The 22,032-nt window shown below is 42.2% G+C and carries 14 protein-coding genes and 1 pseudogene; 9 read left to right on the top strand and 6 right to left on the bottom strand.

Annotation, left to right across the window (positions count from 1 at the left end; all coding sequences use genetic code 11):
• Positions 1 to 108: 108 nt before the first annotated feature.
• On the bottom strand, positions 109 to 324 hold the full coding sequence (locus tag J4856_RS10990) for a helix-turn-helix transcriptional regulator (protein WP_025837906.1): 216 nt from the start codon (positions 322 to 324) through the stop codon (positions 109 to 111).
• A 249-nt stretch (positions 325 to 573) separates the two neighbouring features.
• On the opposite strand from J4856_RS10990, the pseudogene J4856_RS10985 reads away from it, so the two are divergent.
• The 4 genes and pseudogenes from J4856_RS10985 to J4856_RS10970 form a co-directional block, all read left to right on the top strand.
• A pseudogene (locus J4856_RS10985) lies at positions 574 to 1,047 on the top strand (helix-turn-helix transcriptional regulator); the annotation flags it as partial.
• Positions 1,048 to 1,366: 319 nt separating this feature from the next.
• Positions 1,367 to 2,215 carry a DNA damage-inducible protein D gene (gene dinD, locus J4856_RS10980; protein WP_025837902.1) on the top strand — a complete coding sequence of 283 codons (849 nt, stop codon included), beginning with the start codon at positions 1,367 to 1,369 and terminating at the stop codon, positions 2,213 to 2,215.
• Between the two features lie 263 nt (positions 2,216 to 2,478).
• On the top strand, positions 2,479 to 3,705 hold the full coding sequence (locus J4856_RS10975) for a DUF262 domain-containing protein (protein WP_025837900.1): 1,227 nt from the start codon (positions 2,479 to 2,481) through the stop codon (positions 3,703 to 3,705).
• Positions 3,695 to 4,444 carry a hypothetical protein gene (locus J4856_RS10970; RefSeq protein ID WP_143150357.1) on the top strand — a complete coding sequence of 250 codons (750 nt, stop codon included), beginning with the start codon at positions 3,695 to 3,697 and terminating at the stop codon, positions 4,442 to 4,444. Before J4856_RS10975 ends, J4856_RS10970 begins: the two co-directional genes overlap by 11 nt.
• A 205-nt stretch (positions 4,445 to 4,649) precedes the next feature.
• Here the strand turns inward: J4856_RS10970 and J4856_RS10965 are convergent, their stop codons facing one another.
• The 3 genes from J4856_RS10965 to J4856_RS10955 form a co-directional block, all read right to left on the bottom strand.
• The gene (locus J4856_RS10965) at positions 4,650 to 5,951 is read right to left on the bottom strand and encodes an alpha-L-fucosidase (RefSeq protein ID WP_025837895.1); all 1,302 of its coding nucleotides are present in this window, start codon (positions 5,949 to 5,951) and stop codon (positions 4,650 to 4,652) included.
• A 121-nt stretch (positions 5,952 to 6,072) separates the two neighbouring features.
• Positions 6,073 to 7,086: a DUF4435 domain-containing protein gene (locus tag J4856_RS10960; RefSeq protein ID WP_065367722.1), complete on the bottom strand. Its 1,014-nt coding sequence runs from the start codon at positions 7,084 to 7,086 to the stop codon at positions 6,073 to 6,075.
• A gap of 19 nt (positions 7,087 to 7,105) precedes the next feature.
• On the bottom strand, positions 7,106 to 7,924 hold the full coding sequence (locus J4856_RS10955) for an AAA family ATPase (RefSeq protein ID WP_025837893.1): 819 nt from the start codon (positions 7,922 to 7,924) through the stop codon (positions 7,106 to 7,108).
• Between the two features lie 197 nt (positions 7,925 to 8,121).
• Here J4856_RS10955 and cysK point away from each other — a divergent pair, with 197 nt between their 5' ends.
• Positions 8,122 to 9,069, top strand: coding sequence for a cysteine synthase A (gene cysK / locus J4856_RS10950; protein WP_025837890.1), 948 nt, complete (start codon positions 8,122 to 8,124; stop codon positions 9,067 to 9,069).
• Positions 9,070 to 9,224: 155 nt separating this feature from the next.
• Here cysK and sov read toward each other — a convergent pair whose 3' ends face one another.
• Both sov and ruvA read right to left on the bottom strand, forming a co-directional pair.
• Positions 9,225 to 16,787, bottom strand: coding sequence for a T9SS outer membrane translocon Sov/SprA (gene sov, locus J4856_RS10945; protein ID WP_065367869.1), 7,563 nt, complete (start codon positions 16,785 to 16,787; stop codon positions 9,225 to 9,227).
• A gap of 224 nt (positions 16,788 to 17,011) precedes the next feature.
• Positions 17,012 to 17,629 carry a Holliday junction branch migration protein RuvA gene (gene ruvA, locus J4856_RS10940; RefSeq protein WP_025837888.1) on the bottom strand — a complete coding sequence of 206 codons (618 nt, stop codon included), beginning with the start codon at positions 17,627 to 17,629 and terminating at the stop codon, positions 17,012 to 17,014.
• Positions 17,630 to 17,914: 285 nt separating this feature from the next.
• On the opposite strand from ruvA, the gene J4856_RS10935 reads away from it, so the two are divergent.
• The 4 genes from J4856_RS10935 to J4856_RS10920 all read left to right on the top strand — a co-directional run bounded on the left by J4856_RS10935 (position 17,915) and on the right by J4856_RS10920 (position 21,942).
• Entirely contained in the window at positions 17,915 to 18,814 is a 900-nt protein-coding gene (locus J4856_RS10935; protein WP_025837886.1) for a diaminopimelate dehydrogenase, read from the top strand.
• Between the two features lie 121 nt (positions 18,815 to 18,935).
• The gene (locus tag J4856_RS10930) at positions 18,936 to 19,343 is read left to right on the top strand and encodes a PH domain-containing protein (protein WP_025837884.1); all 408 of its coding nucleotides are present in this window, start codon (positions 18,936 to 18,938) and stop codon (positions 19,341 to 19,343) included.
• Complete coding sequence (gene dacB / locus J4856_RS10925; RefSeq protein ID WP_065367723.1) at positions 19,340 to 20,671, top strand: D-alanyl-D-alanine carboxypeptidase/D-alanyl-D-alanine endopeptidase; 1,332 nt, start codon at positions 19,340 to 19,342, stop codon at positions 20,669 to 20,671. The genes J4856_RS10930 and dacB overlap by 4 nt, the downstream gene beginning before the upstream one ends.
• 65 nt (positions 20,672 to 20,736) lie before the next feature.
• A complete protein-coding gene (locus tag J4856_RS10920; RefSeq protein ID WP_025837880.1) occupies positions 20,737 to 21,942 on the top strand; it encodes a mechanosensitive ion channel family protein in 1,206 nt (401 codons plus the stop codon).
• Positions 21,943 to 22,032: the final 90 nt, after the last annotated feature.

Raw genomic sequence — 22,032 nt, 5'->3', positions numbered from 1 at the left:
TTTACCATACCATAATCTTGGGCGATGCTTGGGCGGTCAAATTCTTTCTCGGTTATCTACTCTGCCGTCAACGTTGCCTTTAGAATGAACATATGTCATCATATCACCTCACTTTTCCTGATTGATTTCTTCTTGTCTCACCAACTCCTGCACAGGCACTTCAAGCGCATTAGCTATGGCGATGAGGGCTTTAAGGCTTGGCTGAGTAGTATTGGTGATCCACTTAGAAATGGTGGCAGGGTCTCTGCCGAGTTTATCGGACAGCCACTTATTGTTTAGGTCACGTTCTGCGAGAACAACTTTTATGCGATTTAACTTTGCCATTTTGGATTTGTTTTCTTCTTTTGTTGACAAAGATACTAAAATAATCGTTATGAATGCGGAAATCTTCAATAAACCACAATTAAATGACAAAATTTTGATTAAAAGACCATTTTTTTGGATCTTCACGATGTTTTTTTAAAAGTTTCCCCTGATTCTGCCCGTGAAGGGTCGTTCGGGGGATTTTATGTAAAGGTATAGATAATATATTACACTGGCAAACAATTAGTTAGAAAAATTCATAATATCCCTAAGTATCTGCGTACATTTGGTTTCGACGTCAGCAACGAAACCTTTGCTAACTATTCATGGTATTTCCGTAACGCACTGGTTCGAGCCAACTATAACAATATGCCTAAAGACGTCTTTGCTACAACGCAATACCTTGAAGCATTCTTTCGCAATTTGATATTAGGTGAGCAGAATGAACTAAAGAGCAGACTTCTACATATAGAAGCATCAAAGCATTTGATTCAAAGTGCCAGTCTGGAAGCTCCAAAGAGCCATAATGGCACTTTGAATTGCACTTTGGAAGAAGTAGCACTTATAAAGTTTATCAAGGAGAAACCACAAGCAACGCAAAAGGAAATTGCTGTGCATATAGGTAAGTCTGAGCGAACCGTAAAACGTATGACAACGCGTTTGTCAGAACGTGGCATTATTGAACGCAAAAATGGTAAGCGCAATGGCTATTGGGAGATTAAAAACAAAGAACTAAACAACTAAAATCTAATTTATGAATCGCTATTCACTTAAAATAAAATTATATTAGATATAAATGCTATTCTATAAGCAAAGTTTTTTGTAAAAAACCTTTTCTCTTTATTCTTTATATAAATATTTTATATTATATTTGCAAGGTGTTACCCATGTTAATGGGAAGTATAACTAAAAACTCATCTATGAAAGAGTGCAGGGAAGAACACAGGATGCCTTACCTTTTGCAATGACCATGAGGTGAAGAATGTTGGTGATTCTATATTTAAGTGCTAAAGTGTTCTGTTTCCTATAACTATGAAGAAGATAAAAGCTACAAAACTGATAAATGAAAAAAGAAATCATTCAAGAGCTATACAATGGCTTTGAGGCTGCAGCTGTAGAGGTCGAGGGGATTGAATGTTGGAGTGCACGCAAACTTCAGCTGCTTTTGGGTTATTCCAAATGGGAGAATTTCTCGAAAGTAATTGATAAAGCTAAGACGGCTTGTGTCAATGCTGGGTATCTCGTTTCTGACCATTTTCCTGACGTCAGGAAAATGGTTCATCTCGGGTCTGGGTCAGAACGTGAAATTGATGATATTCTCTTAACTCGCTATGGCTGTTACCTAATTGCACAAAATGGTGACCCACGTAAAGAGCAGATAGCTTTTGCACAAACCTATTTTGCGATGCAGACACGTAAGGCTGAGTTAATAGAGCAAAGACTATTGGAGATAGAGCGTGTAAAAGCTCGTACAAAACTGCAAGAGACTGAAAAGCATCTATCTGGTATTCTTTATGAAAGAGGTGTGGATAGTAAAGGCTTTGCTGTAATCCGTTCTAAAGGTGACCAAGCATTATTTCGCTTGAATACAGCACAAATGAAAAAGAAGATGGGAGTGCCTGTAAGTAGACCAGTTGCTGATTTCCTACCGACTATCAGTATTAAAGCGAAGGATTTTGCAGCTGAAATGACTAATGTCAATGTGCAACAAAAGGACTTATATGGAGAAGGTCAAATCAGTAATGAACATATTGAAAATAATAAAGCTGTTCGGCAAATGATGATTCAACGAGGGATTATACCAGAGAATCTGCCTCCTGCAGAGGATATTAAGAAAGTAGAAAGGAGGTTGGCGAGTGAAGAAAAGAATGCTCTAATAAATAATCGAGGAAAAGATACGCGTAAAGGATGAGAGTTTGTAATTTCTTAATCCTATATCTTTGCGAAAGAAGAATTACAAAAGAAGGACGATAAAGAATACTCCGAATACATTTCAATAGTATTGAAAGAAATTCATCAAGACCCTTTACGTAAGAGAAGTAAGGTCAAAGATGAAGTATCATTAAAAGAAGGTAATCCTACATTAAATCTAATCTCTAAATTAGAAGAGTTAATAAAGATAATAGTAAATAATAAAAGTATAGTTTAAAAAATACTAATTTCAGATTATAAAAAATGGACACAAGAGTTTATTATGGTGAATACACACTGAAGCATTGGATAGAGTTGATGCTTAAAAAGAACATTATTCTTCCCAAATACCAAAGGAGTTTTGTTTGGGAAAAGAAGGATGTTCAGCGCCTTATACAATCGTTGGAAAATGGACAATTTGTTCAGCCTATTACAATTGCTTATGCCAATGAAGGAAATATAATCTTAGATGGTCAGCAGCGTTTGACATCTATATTGCTGTCTTATCTTGGCTATATGCCAAATAAGGAAAAATTTGATGAATCTTATTCTTTTGCTGATGGCGATGATAGCTCAGAAGACATGCCAGAGAAGAAGTCTATAAGATGGACTTTTCAAGAATTATTGCAAAAAGATAGTAATACGAAAGAAGAGATAAAGAAGCAATTGAACAATGACGATAGATATGAGATAATATCTATTCCTGTGAATGATGATTTTTTTGAAAAAACGTTTTTAGGCTTTTCGTACATAATACCTAATACTACTAATACTAATGACATTCAAAAGTTTTTTTCAACCTTGTTCCGAAATATAAATTATTTAGGAAGAAAGTTATCTCCTTTAGAAAGTAGGCGATCTTTGTATTATATGGATACAGAGAAAGAAAATTACTTTGAAGGAAAAATATTAAATAGCGACGATATTAAAGAAGATGCTCTATGTAATACTAAAATAATAGAGAAGATGGTTCCTTGCCCAATTGACTTTGCACGATATTTGGCTATCCTCTCACAATTTTATGGATTACAAAATTCAAATAGAATTCTTGTAGGGTACTCAGCTTATAATTCACGTGAGAACTATATTGCTGATTATGTCTCATATATTCTACAATTAGAACAAGAAAGTAGAACAGATAAATTTGATGCTTTTAGATTTGATAATGTTTTTCCTAATTGTGAATTTATAGATCGTTTTGTAAGATTAAGAAATTGGATACAAGAAAATAAGAAGAACTTTAATCTTGATGAAAAGAAAGATGCGTTTACTTCATGGGTAGATGCAGATTACTGGCTATTTGGATTGATCTATTGGATAGTATTTAAAAATAAAAGCATAACTTCTGATAAGAGCCTAATAGAGAAGATAAGAGCGGAGATATCTAACAAAAAGAGCAGTGAATATTATTCAAAGAGCCCGAATCTTTTGAAGCATTTGAGAGAAAGATTAAAAGTTTCTATTCAAATTTATGAAAAGTATGCGAACTAATCAACATCAACAATTTATACAAACTCCCATACTCGATATACTCAGAGATACAGTAACCTCTTGTCGAGCTATTGGAGATGGTATTGAAGTCCATCCTTTATGTGAATGTATAATGCAAACAACATTTCTCAATATGACAGGTGCATCCGAACAAAAGTTAAAGTGTATTTGTTGGGAAATGGCAACAAATGACTATGAGTATAGGTATGAATTGCTAAAAAGTCCTATAGGAGAATGTTCGAATTATAAGGATAAGCAGAAAATATTCAAGGATATGCAAGATGTAATAAGCCGTATTGGTCCTGATTATATCAATGGGACTATCTTTGAGAAATCATATAAGGAACACTTAGTAAACAACATAAAACAACAAATTATAGCCGTAACTGATAGATCATTTTTAGGTGTAGTTAAAGAAAAAGATTTTCAGCATTATAAGATAGCTCCTAACATAATAAAGAAAGGACTTTTTGCAAATTATGATAAAAAGGGGAAATTTTCTTTCCTTGAAAATGACTTGCAATTTTTTTATGAGAGAGTCGTTTATCGATGGCGAAATCGTTATGCTCACAACTTAAAGTCTTACCAAGAAAATCTTCCATCTCTGTTAGGACTAAAGGATGGAATTTATGAGAGAGAAAATTTCTTTACGATGTTATCGATATTAGTTCTTATGGATGAACTGTATATGAAGCTATATAATATTTATATCAAAAGTTCAAAGGAAGTTAAATGGTGAGAGTTGGCGATAACATCCCCGATGTTTTCTAATCAATAGTATTCAAATTGAGGAAACTTATTTGTACCATGAAATTATAAGTTGTTGATAATCAACATTGAATACTTTTGAGGAAGAAAACGATACTTACATATAAACAAACCCGCATTAACTGGATGGTTGCTGCGGGTTGTATTTGAAAAATGATAAGGCGAGAAAGCCTATATTACAACGTCAACTCAACGATATAATCGATTTCAGTCGGGATGGTGTCGAAGTTGAGGGTGATACCATTACCAGTCTTTGTGAAGTTGACATGCTTGTTGGTGCCAAAGACAGTGGCAGACTTGATTTTGTGGTTACCAGTAGGGATGAAGAGGCTGGAGTCCATACAGTTTAGGATGTGGATGTAGAGTTTGTTACCACGCTGTGTACTTACGCCCCAATCGTGTGGCCCAACGATGCCACCACGTGTGCCGTAGATGGTTTCACCATATTTGTTCAGCCATTCACCGATGGCCTGAAGGCGGTTTAGGGCAAGCTCGGGAAGGGCACCACCTGGCTCTGGACCGATGTTGAGTAGGAGGTTAGCATTCTTTCCTGCAGCACGAACAAGCATCTGAATCAACTCTTTTGGTGATTTGTAGAGGGTGTCAGTGATGTTGTACCCCCAATGCTCGTTGATAGTTTGGCATGATTCTAAGGGTAGGCGACCGATGCTCTGTCCAGACAGTCCAGCCTTGTTTTCACCCGGTAAGTCACGTTCGAAGATTTGAATATCCTCGCCAGGGAAAGGAGTATGATGGTGGTTGTTAGCAACGAGGCACTGTGGTTGTAGCTTATGAATCAAAGCATACTGTTCCTCCAACTGCCAGTCGAAAGGTTTTGCATCGCTGTCATGGTCCCACCAGCCATCAAACCAGATTGCCCCCACCTTTCCATAGTTAGTGAGCAATTCCGTCAACTGCGTGTTCATAAACTTATAGTAGCTTGCCCAGTCAGCCTTCTCTTTTGGTCGTCCCGTTCCTGTTCCCGTTCTACCCACAGGATAGTCCTCACGTCCCCAGTCGAGGTGCGAATAATAAAGGTGAAGCTTTATGTCGTGCCGTTTGCAAGCATCAGCCAATTCTTTGATAATATCCCGCTTGAAAGGTGTACCATCAACTGAGTTATAAGTACTGGTAGTAGTCTTATAAAGCGAAAAACCATCGTGGTGACGAGTGGTAATCGTGATATACTTTGCACCAGCAGCCTTAATAGCCTTAACCCATGCGTCAGCATCAAACTCCGAAGGATAGAAAGTCTTAGCCAACTTCGGATATTCCTTGTAGTTGATATCCCTATTGGTCATAATCCATTCGGTTGTACCCATCATCGAGTAGAGTCCCCAATGTAGGAAGATACCGAACTTATCGTCTTGGAACTGTTCGCGTGCTTTGAGATTCTCTGCCGTTGGGTGGTAAGTCTCTTGTGCCATGCCAACAAAACTTGTTAGCAGTGTTGCGATTAAAAGTAGAGTCTTCTTCATGTAAGAATTTTGTTGTTTAGATTTCTAAGTGCAAAGATAATAAAACTACAGCAGATAATGCCCCACTTAGTAAAGAAAGTCTAGACACAAGCATGGGGTAGGGTGATGTTATGAAGAAAACTTAGTCAGTTGGTTGTTGTGTCGGTGGATTCAAGAATGTATAAATATCTTCTTTCAATCTTAGGAATGGTTCAGCGTTCGTATAACCTACATTGCGACGGAGCATAGGGATAATCGCCTCCGTACTATGACCATAACTTGATAGTTCGTTGCGACGTTGCGTATCGTGTACAGCATTGCGGTTAATCTCGTCTTCACGTTCACGCACAAGAAGGTCGCATACCCGCTTCAAGACCGGTACGATGATATTATCAAAGAGATGATGACCTTGAATATATAAGTAGGTTGTTGAAGGTGTAACACCTAAGGAACGCAGTTCGTCTTTTAGTTTTAGATAGCTATCCTTTGCGTTCGGATTCTCCTTTTGTAGTTGTCGTACACGCATCTGGACCTTATGGCGTAGCCGTTGAATACTTTCAGTTGCCCCTTGTAGAGAGAAGTTACCAATCTCCACAACCCGATTAAAGTCAGAAATCGTAAAACGTCGATGAATACCTTGGCGATAATGCCAGATACTCCAGACAAAGAGGGGATGTATACTCTCACTGTACAGCTTAAGGAACTCTTCGAAGTTAAAGATAGAATGGTCGTTGAGCGTTACTGCTACTGTCACATCATGTAGGCTCGGTGCATAACATTGTAGGTTTTCAATGGCGTAAGCATAGGTATGGAAAACGTATGGGTTGTTGTTCACTTCGTTGGAAAGTGGGGTAGTTCCTTGCAGTAGATAGTCATAATCAGCATCAACACAAGCAATCATGTTCTCACCAATATTCTGCGAAACGAGGTTCATCAATACCGACCGTTTGCCCTTGGTAAGGTTTAATCGCGATGGCAACATCACTTCAAAGTAGCGTTCCTCGTTTTCAAAACTGCTTAAGACAGTGCGCCAAAAGAAGATATCGTCATACGCTTCTACGTATGCGATAATCTTTCTCCGTGCCCGCTTACCGTTCAAACGGTTCGCTGCATCAATATAAGCCGATGATAGGTTGTCGCTCAGTCTTTTTCCCATCGCTCCCTCCTTCAGACAATCATTTATCGGTTATGTCCGTAACCTCTGTCACACGGTCAATCCATCCGTTCATAATGACAGCTGGACTGTGTGTTGTGAGGATAATCTGAACATTCGGATTCAGTTCTAAGATGAGGTCGATTAAGCGTTTCTGCCACTCTATATGCAGACTCACTTCCGGTTCGTCCATAAAGAGGACATAGTGCTCATTGTCTTCTACCAATACAGTCAGCAGGATAACAAGAATCTGCTTCTCACCACTTGACAACTGATAGGGAGCGAGGACTTCACCTAATGAAGAGAATTTTATCTCATTCTCAGAACGGATAATCTTCTTACCAGTTTCGGTGAAGAGGTCGTCTAAGATGTCTTGAAAGCGTTTCTTAGGTTGAGAAATCTGCTGCGCTTTCTCTGCAGCATCTGCCTCTCCACTTTGTAAGGTCTCAATGATTCTGTTGCCGATGTTCACCTGATAATCAAGGTATTTGCGCTGAAGCTGGAAGAGTTGCCAGTCAAGTTCCGTTACAAGGTCAACGTTAATCTTGCTGATACTATCCGAGTTCATCAGTGGACGGTCAAACGAACGGATAATATCATAACGTATCCACCGCGCATCATTAGGACTTACCTTCAGTCGGACACCCTTCAGTGAATGGCTGGGGAATTCACCACCTTGCGACAGACTACGTATCACCTTATTAAGTATGGTGCTCTTCCCGACACCATTGATACCACTGAGGATATTCACCTGTCGGTCCAGTGTCCAACGGATGTGTTTCTTCCCGCTCCAAAGCGAGTCAATCTCAATCTCTTCTATGTAATCTGCGTATTTCTGCATACTCGTAGATATAGTGACAATCGTGATGCAAATATAAGGTTTTTTGTGTGAATGGCAATAAGAAAGTCTTATTTTAATGTAAATACCACGTTTGTGGTATGCTAAATAACATAAAGAGAGTATTTCATATATTGGTAAATATCCGTACCTTTGCATCCGTAAAGAATGAATTATTAAGAAATTAAACTCCAAAGAATATGGCAAAGATTGCAAACAAACTTACAGAACTTATAGGTAATACGCCACTGTTAGCACTTAATAAATTCTCTGCAGAGAAAGGACTTACTACTCCTGTTCTTGCAAAGGTAGAGTACTTTAATCCTGGTGGTAGTGTGAAAGATCGTATCGCATTGGCAATGATAGAAGATGCTGAGGCTAAAGGACTCTTAAAGCCTGGAGCTACTATTATTGAACCAACCAGTGGAAACACCGGTGTTGGTTTAGCATTGGTATCAGCTGTGAAGGGCTATAAGCTCATTCTCACGATGCCAGAGACCATGAGTGTGGAACGTCGTAATCTTGTTAAAGCATATGGTGCTACGGTAAAATTGACAAGTGGCAAGGATGGGATGAAGGGGGCTATCAAGGCTGCAGAGGAATTGAGAGATTCTATTCCAGGAAGTATTATCCTGCAGCAGTTTGAGAATCAGGCTAACCCAGAACGCCATTATGTTACAACAGGTCATGAGATCTGGCGTGATACCGATGGTAAGGTTGATATCTTCGTTGCCGGTGTTGGTACTGGTGGCACGATTAGTGGTGTTGGCAGCTACTTAAAGGAGCAGAACCCTAACGTGAAGATTATTGCCGTAGAACCAACTGCATCTCCTGTACTGAGTGGTGGACAGAGTGGTCCGCATAAGATTCAGGGTATCGGTGCAGGCTTTGTTCCAGCAACCTATAATAGTAAGTATGTTGATGAGATTTTCCAAGTGGAGAATGACCAAGCTATTCTTGCAGGTCGCCAGTTGGCACAGCAGGAAGGTTTATTAGTGGGTATCTCTTCTGGTGCTGCTGCCTTTGCAGCTGCAGAGATTGCTAAGCGTCCAGAGAACGCTGATAAGACCATCGTCACGCTGTTGCCTGATACAGGTGAGCGTTATCTCTCAACCGTACTTTATGCTTTCGAGGAGTACCCTCTTTAATATTTCCCAATTTCAATATACTTTTCCTGCAGACTGCTTCTGTCGTCAAGACAAGGCAGTCTGTTTTTTTCTTGGAACTTTGAACTTGGAATTTTGGACATTAACGTTTTACTTTTCCCAAGGCTTTTTTACCTTTTTACTTTTCACTGTGTGTTTTACCGTGTCAAACTAAGTCTGAGGCTCACCCCAAAGTCGTGGGTGGTAGTAGGATAACTACCAGATGAGAGAAGTGGAGTATTAATCTGTAAATCGTAATAGAGACTGGCTGTAACCAAACGGCTCAAGGTATAATCGCTCAAGAAAGAGAACTTGAAAGCAGTATTACCACTTGAAGCTGCTGATGTCAGCGAAGCAATGTCACGTGTGAGCGATGCCTGCTGGCGATAACTGATATCAAGACGTAGGTTGAGGTCACGGTTCAACCCGTTGTTCTGACGTGATGAACTGTTGTCTTGCTGCGAGGTTCCTGTTGTTTTTTTCTTCTTACTTTTCGCAACTCGGCGTGTCCCATTGTTGAAAAGATTGAAGTCGTTGATTCTGTAACCAATACCGATGACCCAGTCTTTTGATGAAGCCTCATTCAGCTGTACGCTTGTCATAGAAAGCGACAGAACACGTGTCTGACGATACTCTAAACGTGCTGTGAGGTTGTTCTGAAGAGTTACATCAACACCTAACAGAGGAGAGAATGCTTCGTTGATACTCACCTGTGAGATGTTATACATTGAACTTGGGATAGGTGTACCAGTAATAGCATCAGCAATGAAGCCGAGTCCGTTCATGTATTCCTGCCATGTACTATAACTCTGATAAGAACTGATAGCAAAGATACTACGATAGGCATGATTGATGTTGACACTCTTGAAGAACTGTTCAAAGAATGGCAAGCGTGAAAGACCACTGTAACGGATAGACCAGTTAGGCAACAAACTGCGCAGCGAAGGGAAGATCTTGAGTCCGTTTCCACTCATGCTGGTGTAGGCATTGAGGAACGCAGGAACCATAACATCTGCACTATACTTATTAACAGTTCCTGCTGCAGGGGTGAAATGACCACCACCAAATGAAGCTGGATAGGTGGCATTATTATATTGTGCTTCCACACGATTGCGATAGCCATCGAGTGATTGTACGAAACGATCGAACGTACTACTATGATAACCATTGTTGGCATTGCCCTGACTTTCGAACGCCGTACCTAATGAAAGGGTTGTCATCGTGAGTGACCCGCTCTGTGTCGTTGGCGTACCCGTGTACATATATTGAATGCTCCGTGAGGTAGTCTGCATACGACTGGCAGTAAGGTCAATCTTAAAGTCCTTAAATGGTTCAAGTGTCATACGAATCTGCAAGTCTTCTGTGCGATTCGTTACTGCAGGTGTAGCCACACTGTCGTTCATAAGCAACCAATGGTTGTCACGTGCCTTACCGATATAGTCGTCATCAATAAGACCGAAAGCGAAGTCAAGACCTGGTGATAAGGCACCTGTTCCACGTGTCTGTCCAAAGGCATCACCCACCGTTGGCATAAAGCCTGGCAGTGCCATTGCATATTGGTCACGATAAGAAACACTTGCTGAACGTACCATCATCAGCGCACGTGCCACACATTGTGCTGTCTTATACCATCCCTTATTATCGAGTGGCTCTTTAGGCGTTACGGTAAGCTTCATGCGGATAGCAGAGTCTGTACGATTAAAGACTTTCAACTGCGTATCACCTACCTTACGATATTTAATCTTGATAGCCTTTCCTCTTTCGTCTTTAGCCGAGATGATAAGGCGTTTTGTATTCTTGCCATGTGAAACAAGGATAGCAGAATCCGCATTGATAACGATTTCCTTTTCAAAGCTCTTCTGGTTCTTTGGCAGTGCTTTCTTCTTATCATCGTCTTTACCTTTCTCCTTCCTTTCTTTTTCTTTCTTTTCCCTCTCAGCTTTCTTCTGTTCTGCAGTCAGCTTAGGACGAGTAGGGCGGGTGCGGTTGAAGCGTTCGTTCGTTTTCTTTAAGAAAGGAATATGGTTATAGAGGCGTTCAAAGTTGAAGCTACTATTGATGTTCAATGCACGGTTACTTGTGATGGTATTACCGAGCGAAGTACCATTATCAAGACTCGTTCCACGCACCCAAGTATAAGATGCAGTATAATTCGCATCAGCATTTACCCAGTCAAAGATAGGTAGCAGATTGAGTGGAAGCTGATAAGAAAGCGTAAAATTCTGTTGGTAATCGAGTGGTGTACCGAAGTGTTTAATGCTTGTCCATACCGAGTCTTTCCATGCCTGATAACGGTCGGCATAGAGGTCTTTATTGATAGGAGTGTAAGGTTCTTCAATCTCAGCATGTGTCGCACTTTGGAAGTTCATGTGGAGATTGCGTGTCAAGTCCCAACGTAGAGCGAAGTCACGATTCCAAAGGAACTGCTCACTGAAGGTAAGAGGCAACAGACTGTTCTCAGTTGATTCCATATCACGTTCCTGCAACTCGTAGTAGTTGCGCACCATTTCAGTGTTGAAGGTAACGTTCTGTGGAAGCCAGTTCAGTCCGAAGCGTTTGAGGATTTCAAACCATTTCGACCTACTCTTGATAAGACGCTTGAAAGGTTCCCAAGACTTATATACTGGTGTCCAGTTATAGTTCAATGCTCCACGCCAGTTGTCTTCGTTCTCATAGACCGTTGTCTCACCTGATGTATGAGAATGAGAATGGCTATAAGAGAATGAGAAGTTGGCAGGGTCGTATGGCATAGGGTGGTTCTTCGTCTGAATACCAACACGTACATTAGACAAAGAGAAGTTTGTTGTCAGTCGTTTCGTAACGGCAATAGACTCGATGGAGTCACGCTCTTGACGGTTAGCAGTACCATCAAGAGCATCCTTCAATTCCATATCCGTGTCGAGTGGATTATACTTAGGACGACTCTCGCTTTTGGTTACGCTGTAATATAATGGTGCTGAGACCTTTGCTTTGTCAGGGAAGAACTTTCCTAACTCAAGACTTGTGGTGACAGAAACATCCGTCTTAGACTCCTGCTGTCGCTCGTTAACGCCCTGCTCCAAACCACCAAAGCCATCAGTGCTATGGCTGGCATTAACATCCACAGTACCGAAGTCAGACAGCTGTAGGTTGAGCTGACCTCTTGCTGCCCATCCACCTTCGTTGTTAAACTCTCGTAGACGTAGCTCATTCACCCATACCTCTCCACTCTTCTGACTGCTGGAAAGGTTGCGAACACCAATAATCATCGTCTTTACTTCACCAAGGGTTGGGTTACCCATCACCGTTACTTTGTTAGCAGGATGATCGGTGTCGTATACAGAGAAAGCACGGTTATAGCTTGCTGTTCCTGAACCACGTGCCTGATTACGTTGCTTCTTCACGGAGGTGAGGAGCTTCAAAGGTATGTCGAGCATGTTCTCCTCTGGCCATACAATACGTCGCTCTTTCCCTGTGTTTGTATCGTAATGACCTGGAGCTGACAGCTTCAAAGGAATTTCATACTCGTAGTAGTTGTTCTTGTAATCAGAACCCAAACGGATGAACACAGCCAACTGGTTATCTGTAAGATTAGTTGTATTCTGTTCAAAGGCATTCGCATGTACGAACATCTGCAGACGCTTGTACTGACGAAGGTCGAGGGTTGTATTCTTATAGACAGCCTTTGATTCGCCTGTTCCAAGATTATTAACAACCATAGAGAGTGCCTGTTCGTTCTCCTCAACCAACTGTGGCTGGTTAGGGTCCTTTCCACGTTCAATGCCTGGAGGTATTACATAGTTTACAGGAGTCTTATCATTGTTTTCTTCAAGGCTCACAGCACTCACTGACATCGTACCCGAGTTGCTGGCAGAGTTGGTAAGGTTCTGTTGATACTGGCGCCATTTACCACTTACAAGGTCGAAGGTACCAAAGCGGAGTACGATAGGCTTTGCAAAACCAGTGAGGAACATACGCATAAAGCGGATGCTGGTAAAGTCGCTGATATTACCCACACGCTTCTGGAACTCCTCTAATGGAATACGGAACTGATACCATGTGACAGGTTCAGAGCCACCCTTGCGCAGTGGGGCTGAGGCTACACGCTTATCAACAATGAAGTTCTGACCTACGACAAGGTCTTGTGGACGAATACTAATATGGTACTGGTAGTATTTCTCGTATTCGTTCAGTGTATAGTCCTGATTGATATCCTCAACATCTGGAGTTGTCTTGTATGAGGTGTCATAACGCTCGTTATTGTTATCATTGTCTGGTGAGTTACCCTGTGGGTTGTTGATGCGCTTATATCGTTCAAGGATAGAAGCCTGCTTTGCATCCCAATCAGAGCCACGGAAATAGTGGTAGTCATCATTGGCAGGGTCTGCCCATATCGAGTCGAAGACTGCCTGATTGGTATTAGCACGAGCAGCTGTAAGGAAGTTCTGATAAGAAGCAAACTGCTGTTCTTCCTCATCATTCAATCCATTAAAGCCGACATCTTGTTTCGCACGACTACCCTTTGAGGTTGCGAAGGCGTAAGTAATCGTACTTTGTGTTGGTATTTTACCCCATTGCGTAGTTGTCCATGAGTGACTACCATCTACAGGCATACCACTCTCGTAGAACTTCTTACCATCTTTCAGTACGTCTTCAGACACCTCTCCAAGGTTGATATAGAAGTCACCACCATACTGGTTTGCATTTGGTAGTCGGTTGGAGTAGATGAATGGGTCGAGCATCCAGAACTCTATATATTCGATGTTAGCAGTTTGGAAGTCGTTAGTATCCAACTTACGCATCATACCTCCCCATGTTCCAGTAGGATTCGTGAGGTGTCCGTTAACGTCAATATTCGGATTGAAGTTATACGGTCCACGCTCAGAAGGATAGTAAGCGAGGTTCAGAATATTCAATGTAGAGGTAGAACCACTGTAGTTTCGGTCCCGAATTGGGAACAATTCGGTAACTGGAATCTCACGTACATAGTGATTAGAGAGCTGTTCGAGGTCGCTCTTGATGTGTCCTGGAGTCAGCGAACTACTACGACGAGTGAAAAGTGGGTCGATAGTGTACCATGCTAATAAGCTTCGGTTAAAACCGCTGCGAAGGCTTGTCTTATCTGAATATTCAGGGAAGTCTGATGGTACACTGGAGATAATCCAGGAGGTTGGCTGACTTACGTCGATAGTTGTCTTTGCTCCCTCAAAGTCATCAAGATAAGAAGCATTGTCCTGTGTTCCCTTGCTTTGGCCTGCCAATAACTGTGCGAACTCAGCAGAGAAAGTAATGTAAGAAGGCTGTGTTACGTGTAGGAATGGAATCTTATTGAGCATATTCGTAAGCCACTGACTCTCTTTCTTCCAGTTGATATTCAGCCCCCAAATGGTGTTGTTGAGTGGTTCAGAACCCATATTGACCTTTGTTGTCAACGGTTGTTCAGAGAGGTGCATGAAGGTACCACCAATCTGGAAGTCCTTTGAGAAGTCGTACTCCCAGTTTACACCAATCATCGTCTTACGCTCCTGTTGATAAGCACTCTGGCTTTCTAATGATACATTGACTGCTGTACCTGCATCGATAATACTCTGATTAAGGATAGTCACCTCACCAGCACTGTAATCAACGCTATAGTCAGAACCCTCATTCAAGGTCACACCGCCCGCAGTTACTATTACCGAACCCTGTGGAACGTTATAGGCTCCAAGGGAGATAACATTTGCAGCCGAACCACGATATTGTCCAACGAGTATGAACTTATCCTTCTCGGCAATCTGCTTAGCGATAGTCTTCGTAGAGTCATAGAGTTGCTCGAAAACGTATTTATTCGCAATAGCTGTAGTAACACCCTTATCTGTCAATGCTTTGCGAAGTCCATTACCGAAAGGTTCAGCCATAGGGAAGAACACACGTCCGTTGCTGATAGTATATCCCTCAATGTAATCAAAATAACCATTGGAATGTGGATTGTTATTGTTATCCAATCGGTCAGCATTGAGAAGTTTGATGAGCGTTTGGTTCTTTACTTGCGGTTCTGGAATGTATGACAGATAGACACCTGTCGTATCACTCTGATACTTCACGTCAAGGCGGAACTTATCGCGCTCAATGTTAGAAGCGAGATAATACACGTTTTTCATCATCAAGTCCCAGTTTCCTTGCTTAGGATTATTGCTGGTGTTCTTCAATGACTTGACGAAGAGAGCCTCATTGATATTGGTACGGTCGCTGGCAAACTCACCCACCTGATAGGTAACGCCACCGTAGGTATATTCGTAGGCAATCGCCAATACTTGGTCAGTCTGTAGACCGCTTTTCAGTGAGATATAACCCAAGGCATTGTTGATAGTGTATTCAGAACTATTGAGCAGTCGGGCATTTGCCAACTTTTCATAGTCGTTACCACCCACAAGACCTGCACCATCAAGAATACTCGTCACTTGGTCGATGTTACGAGCAGCAGGGTAGGTCTGTGTAATAGTGGTGTATTCTGTATTGGCATTGTTTGTTGGTACGGGTCCGTTACCAGTTCCCCACAGATCAGTACGGCTAATCTTCTTGTTTTCACCGAGGTCGGTCAGTGCAACAATGTTACGTGTGTTACTCGTTGTTCCAGTCTTATTTGTCACCCATACCTCCACACGATTAATCGTAACACCAGTTTTGAGGTTAGGTAATGACTTCATCGCCGCATCATAGTTGTCACGGAAATATTGTGAGAGGAAGAAGTGGTGGTTTTCTTCATAGTCAGCCGCATCAATTTCAAACGGCGTAAGTTGTTTTCCACCACGTGAACTGACACTCTTGTTAGAACTCTTCTTCTGTGACAATACGGTCTGTAACTTCAGCCTACCAAACTGCATATCGGTACGGATACCGAAGAGGGCTGATGCTCCTTGTACGAGAGAGTTGTTTGAAGGGAAGGTTACATTACCACCTTCAACGAGTTTGATAATCTCATCTTCCTTACCTTCATATCTTAGTTTGAAGTTCTGTGCATCGAAATCGAAGGTTGCATCGGTATTGTAGTTAAGGTTCATGTTCACCTTGTCGCCCACCTTACCATTCACGTTGACATTGATTTTCTCATCAAAGTCCATTGCCGTCGTCTTACGATTACGGATAGGAAGTGATGGGTTGTCAATGTTCTTGATGTTTGCACCGAACTTCAGTTCAGCCGAACCCTGTGTCTTGATACGTACACCACCGGGACCGAATATCTTTTCAGCAGGCCCCAATGAGAAGTGCATATCAGTGAAGTCGAACTTATCTTTACCTTTCTCCCTGAGTATCTCTTGATTCTTTGAGCGATAGTAATCAGCAAAGCTACGTTTCTCGGTCCATTTCCTATACTCCTCTGGCGTCATCATGATTGGCGTCATTACATAGGTCTTACCAATCTTATAACCAATGATATAGCGATCGAGCGAGTCGTTATACTCCACAGTCTGTCGCATATTCTCAGGTCGGATAAGGTCGGTAGAGTTCTCCCTGAGGTCATCGTAGGTGACAGGTGTTGTGCGCTGCACCTTCCAACGTGGGTGTAGCAAAGAGTCAGGAATAGTTTCCTCGTCAATCTCCACTTCTATAGGCTTCGCTTTCTTCACCGTATCAGGTGGTGCCACCCTATAAACGAGTTTTGCAATCGGTGCAAAACTAAGTGCTGAGCGTCCCCAACTCAACAGTCCGATACTGCCAAGAAGTGTGATGATAAGGATAGATATGTAATACTTTCTTTTCAAGAAGATAAGTGGGTTTGGCACCTTTTCAATCCCTTTTGGGGTTGACTTGTATAGGTATCAGTGGATAGTTTGAACCGATGATAAACCCAAACATACAGCAAAGTGTAGTTGTAGGCGGTAATCACGCCCCTCCCTTTGGGGGAGGGGATGGGGAGGGGCTAGTTGTGGCGCAGTTGTGTGGCGCAGTTGTGTGGCGCAGTTGTGTGGCGCAGTTGTTTTGTTTTTTATTTAATCATCTTCAACGCCATCTTCACCACCTGCTCCACTGGCAGGTCAGGCTGTTCAGCGAGAATACTCACTACAACCTTTGCTGAAGGAACTGGTGAGAAGCCCAACATTGTCAATGCGCTGACAGCTTCGTCCTTGATAGCGGTGTTGACAGCTGGTGTGTTAGGCTGGCTGCTAACATGTAGTTCATCAGCAATACCACTCTGCATAATCTTGTCTTTCAAATCAACGATGATACGCTGAGCAGTGCGCAGACCAATTCCTTTGACGGTCTTAAGCATCTTCTCATCACCATTGGCAATGACATTGCAGAGTTCGGCTGGTGTCAGCGATGACAGAATCATACGTGCGGTATTAGCACCAACGCCAGAAACGGTAATCAGCAGGCGATAAAGTGAACGTTCCTGCTTATTCGCAAAGCCATAGAGCGTATAGTTATCGTCGCGTCCACCTGTCATAATAGCCTCGTGCACATAGAGTTTCACTTGCGCTTTACCCTGTATAGCACTATAAGTGTTAAGCGAAATATTCAGTGCATAGCCAACACCGTGTGCTTCGACAACAGCCAATGCAGGTGTTAGGTCAGCGAGTTCGCCCCTAATATATTCAATCATAATCTAATAAAAAATTATCCTTGTTTTGCAAGGTGTTTTGTATATACAAAATAAATAACGAGCTAATGCGCAGATTATTGTATGGAATAAAGAAAAGAACAGAGCAACACAACGTAGCAACTAACCGGTTGGCGGGCAGTTGGTTTTTGTGTTGTGTCGTTTGCTGGTTTTTAATTTTCTAATATATAATAGTGTTAAATTTCTCCCTAAAATAGACACTTTCTGCAAAGAAAACGTTACTTTTGTAGGAGGTAATGAGAACTAAACTTTTAATTGTAAATAAATATGAAAAAGATTAGAGCAGCCGTTGTGGGCTATGGTAACATTGGCATTTACAGTGTTCAGGCACTTGAAGCAGCAAAGGATTTTGAGATTGCAGGTATCGTTCGCCGTCAGGGTGACAAGGATAAACCATTGGAACTGTCCCCATACGAGGTTGTTGATGATATAACAAAGTTGAAGGATGTTGATGTAGCGATTCTTGCAACTCCAACACGTAGTTGCCCAGAATATGCAGAGAAGATTTCTGCATTGGGTATCAATACTGTAGATTCTTTTGATATTCACGGTTCTATCCTTGACTATCGTACTAAGCAGATGGAGAACAACAAGCGCACAAATACCGTTAGTGTTATCTCTGCGGGTTGGGACCCAGGATCAGACTCTATCGTACGTGTTTTGTTAGAGAGCCTTGCACCAGAAGGTCTTTCTTATACCAACTTTGGTCCAGGTCGTTCAATGGGTCACTCTGTAGTGGCTCGTAGCAAGAAGGGCGTTAAGGAAGCTTTGTCAATGACTATTCCTCTCGGTGAGGGCATCCATCGCCGTATGGTTTATGTTGAGTTAGAGGATGGTGCTAAGCTTGAGGACGTAACAAAGGAACTCAAGGCTGACGACTACTTTGCACACGATGAGTTACACGTCTTTGCAGTACCAAGCGTTGCTGCTTTGAACGATGTTGGTCATGGCGTTCACATGACTCGTAAGGGTGTGAGTGGTAAGACCCACAACCAGCACTTCTCTTTCGATATGTCTATCAACAACCCTGCACTGACTGCACAGGTATTGGTAAATGTGGCACGTGCAAGTTTGCGTCTTGCTCCAGGTTGTTACACCATGCCTGAGATCCCTGTGATTGATATGCTTCCAGGTAGCCGCGAGGATATTATCAAAACTTTGGTTTAAGACTATTAGGCTAATTAGCCTTATTAGCCCAATAATAATGGCAACCACTCGCTGGTTGCCATTATCTTTTTGTGTAATATATTGATGTGCAAAGGCTTTTTTTTGTACTTTTGCAATTAATATGAGAACTTTCCAACATAAAGTGACAGTAAATGACATGGGTGCCATCGTGGTTTTTGCCCTTGGTGCCTTCTTCTGTCTTTGGCATCGTACGAACATGCTGATGGTGATACTCGGCTTTTTGCTTATCATTGTGACTGTCAGAGCTGTTGATCGTGCGATTCATACTAAATACGTGTTGACTAATGATGGTGTCTTAAAGGTGAAGATAGGACGCATAGGAAAGACAACGCATATTCCGCTTACTGACGTGAAGACCATTGAGAAGCGTCCGTTTGCTTTTCGATTGGGTTATTATGCATTGATAGAATTGATGAATGGTAGTGTTGTCAGCGTACAACCAGATAATGTTGATAGTTTCATGTCAGCATTGCAAAAGAGAATAGAAAAGAAAGATAACGAAGAATGAAATTAAAATACTTATCGGCACTGGTCCTTGGTGTCCTCTTGTGTTTGCCCGCACAAGCACAGCTTTATTTAGATAGCACGGAGGTTGCTAATATCTTATATCCGAAAACGGCAGCAGTTGTCCAGACAAAGGTAGTAGTCCCTGTTGCCAATGATGACAGTGAGGAGGAGGAAGATACCGACAGTATTATGCCTACTTTCGCTACGGATAGTCATCTTAGTTGGAAGGAGAATATCACCGCTCGATTGGATGGAATATTCCGAAGTCCGCTTTTAGAGACCGTACAGGCAAGTGTGATGGTGTGGGATTTGACGGATGATGTCCCGGTCTATCAGTTCCGCGAACGTCTCCACCTGCGCCCTGCTTCTACGATGAAGTGTGTCACGGCTATTGCAGCCTTGGATAAACTCGGTGCCGACTATGACTTTAAGACAAACCTTTATTATACGGGTGTGATAGATGACTCAACCCAAGTCTTACGTGGCGACCTTTATTGCGTGGGCGGTATGGACCCTATGTTCTCATCATCAGATATGACAGCTTTGGCACGTGCCGTACGTGAGCATGGTATCAAAGGAATAGAAGGGAACATCTATGCCGACCTCTCCTTTAAGGACCGTGACCGTTTGGGTGAGGGTTGGTGTTGGGATGATAAGAACCCGAGCCTCTCTCCGTTGTTGGTTGACAGGAAGGACGAATTTACCTATCGTTTCTCTCGCCAGTTAGAAGATATGGGAGTGACATTGAATGGTATCACGGGTGAACGACAGGTGCCTGTCGGTGCCCAGTTGTTGACAACCACTACACACTCTATCCGTCAGGTTCTTCATCGTATGATGAAGGTGAGTGATAACCTCTATGCTGAGTCTATGTTCTATCAGTTGGCTGCTAATGGTGGCACACGATGGGCAGGTGCAAAGTTAGCACGCCAGTATGAGAACGCACTCTTCAGCCGTATCGGACTAAATCCACGTGATTATAATGTTGCTGACGGTTCTGGTTTGTCTTTATACAATTATGTAAGTGCCGAACTGGAAGTAAAGCTCTTGCGTTATGCTTATCAGCGTTCAGACCTCTATGATGCCTATCTTGAGGCACAGCCGATAGCAGGTGTTGATGGAACATTGAAGAAGCGTATGCGTGGTACGGCGGCAGCTGGCAACGTACGTGCGAAGACGGGTACAGTGAAGGGTGTCAGTTCGTTAGCAGGTTATCTCACTGCTTCCAATGGTCATCTGCTTTGTTTCTCTATTATTAATAATGGTGGACTCAGCAATGGACCTATGCGTAATTTCCAAAACAAAATCTGTGTGGCGTTGTGTCAGTAAGGCTTATTAGCCCCATTAGCCTTATTAGCCCAATTAGTCCAATAACCCTTTAAAAAAAAGAATTTATGATACCAAAACTTCCCCATAATCTCCTTGAAGATGTCCTTGAAGAGATAAGAATCTTCGTCGAGAATATCATTGAGTCAATCGGTGTACATGGTCATACCGTTCCTGTAATGCGTCATGTCTTATTGACTTTAGTAGCAATCCTGTTGGCTTTCATTGCCGAACGAATCTGTAAATACTTATTCGTACCTCTCGTTCTTCGTTTGGTAAAGCGTACGCAAGCTCGATGGGACGATGTAGTCCTTGACCATCAAGTGCTGCGCACAGCTTGCCACATTGTCCCTGCCTTAGTAATATGGCAGTTGATGCCGCTTGTCTTCTATCAGTTCCATGTCGTACAGGTGGCTTTGACACGAATAACTGCTGTCTATCTTACCGTAGCAACGACGCGACTTGTGACGAAACTCATCGACCGTCTGCGCTATCTCAACACGAAACCCGGTGATTCGACGAGCCTTTATCTTAAGTCTTTTTGTGGCGTATTGAAGATTCTTGCTATCTTTATTGCTGTGATTGTGGTGGTTGGAATCCTTATTAATCGTAGTCCGATGACGTTGTTGGCAGGCTTAGGAGCAACCTCTGCCGTTCTTATGTTAGTCTTTAAGGACACGATTGATGGTCTTGTTGCTGGTGTCCGTCTGACGAGTAACGAGATGATACATATTGGTGACCATATTACTCTACCTGGCGGTTTCGTGGATGGAACGATTATTGATATCACACTTACAACTGTAAAGATTCGTCAATCGGATAATACGATTACCACCGTACCGCCTCTTACATTGGTTAATGGAATGTTCCAAAACTGGAAGGGGTTGGATGATGTAGATGGGCAGAGAGTCAAGAAGATGATTTACTTTGATGTGCGCAGCATCCGTGTGGCTGACGATACGCTGAAGCAGCAACTTATTAGCAAAGGAATGGTGACTGCTGATGAAGTAAAAGGGGAGGTCATCACTTCTGCCCTCTTCCGTCATTACTTAGAGAACTACCTTACTAAACGTGCCGATGTTAACTCGAATATGACGATACTCGTCAGACAACTTGAGGCAACGCAGGCAGGTGTTCCTATGGAGCTTTATTTCTTCTTGTACGCGAAGGATTGGATTCCTTTCGAGCATGCTATGGCTGACATCCTCGAACATGTCTATGCTTATGCGAACGAGTTCGGCTTGAAAATCTATGAACAGACACCTGTACAGTAAGCGGAGGCTTCACACGGAGAAGAAAAAGAAACAAGTTCAATGTCATTTAGTGTCAGAATAGAGCCGTGAAAGTCCTGATTCTGACACTGA

This window comes from Prevotella scopos JCM 17725, assembly GCF_018127785.1.
In the GTDB taxonomy this organism is placed as follows: domain Bacteria; phylum Bacteroidota; class Bacteroidia; order Bacteroidales; family Bacteroidaceae; genus Prevotella; species Prevotella scopos.
This window is presented reverse-complemented; position numbering and strand designations above follow the sequence as displayed.

Bases quoted from the DNA above. Each gene is read 5' to 3' on its own strand.
- J4856_RS10965 (WP_025837895.1), bottom strand. From the start codon at position 5,951: ATGAAGAAGACTCTACTTTTAATCGCAACACTGCTAACAAGTTTTGTT.
- J4856_RS10935 (WP_025837886.1), top strand. From the start codon at position 17,915: ATGAAAAAGATTAGAGCAGCCGTTGTGGGCTATGGTAACATTGGCATT.
- dinD (WP_025837902.1), top strand. From the start codon at position 1,367: ATGAAAAAAGAAATCATTCAAGAGCTATACAATGGCTTTGAGGCTGCA.
- J4856_RS10975 (WP_025837900.1), top strand. From the start codon at position 2,479: ATGGACACAAGAGTTTATTATGGTGAATACACACTGAAGCATTGGATA.
- J4856_RS10930 (WP_025837884.1), top strand. From the start codon at position 18,936: ATGAGAACTTTCCAACATAAAGTGACAGTAAATGACATGGGTGCCATC.
- J4856_RS10920 (WP_025837880.1), top strand. From the start codon at position 20,737: ATGATACCAAAACTTCCCCATAATCTCCTTGAAGATGTCCTTGAAGAG.
- dacB (WP_065367723.1), top strand. From the start codon at position 19,340: ATGAAATTAAAATACTTATCGGCACTGGTCCTTGGTGTCCTCTTGTGT.
- cysK (WP_025837890.1), top strand. From the start codon at position 8,122: ATGGCAAAGATTGCAAACAAACTTACAGAACTTATAGGTAATACGCCA.
- ruvA (WP_025837888.1), bottom strand. From the start codon at position 17,629: ATGATTGAATATATTAGGGGCGAACTCGCTGACCTAACACCTGCATTG.
- J4856_RS10955 (WP_025837893.1), bottom strand. From the start codon at position 7,924: ATGCAGAAATACGCAGATTACATAGAAGAGATTGAGATTGACTCGCTT.
- J4856_RS10970 (WP_143150357.1), top strand. From the start codon at position 3,695: ATGCGAACTAATCAACATCAACAATTTATACAAACTCCCATACTCGAT.
- J4856_RS10960 (WP_065367722.1), bottom strand. From the start codon at position 7,086: ATGGGAAAAAGACTGAGCGACAACCTATCATCGGCTTATATTGATGCA.
- J4856_RS10990 (WP_025837906.1), bottom strand. From the start codon at position 324: ATGGCAAAGTTAAATCGCATAAAAGTTGTTCTCGCAGAACGTGACCTA.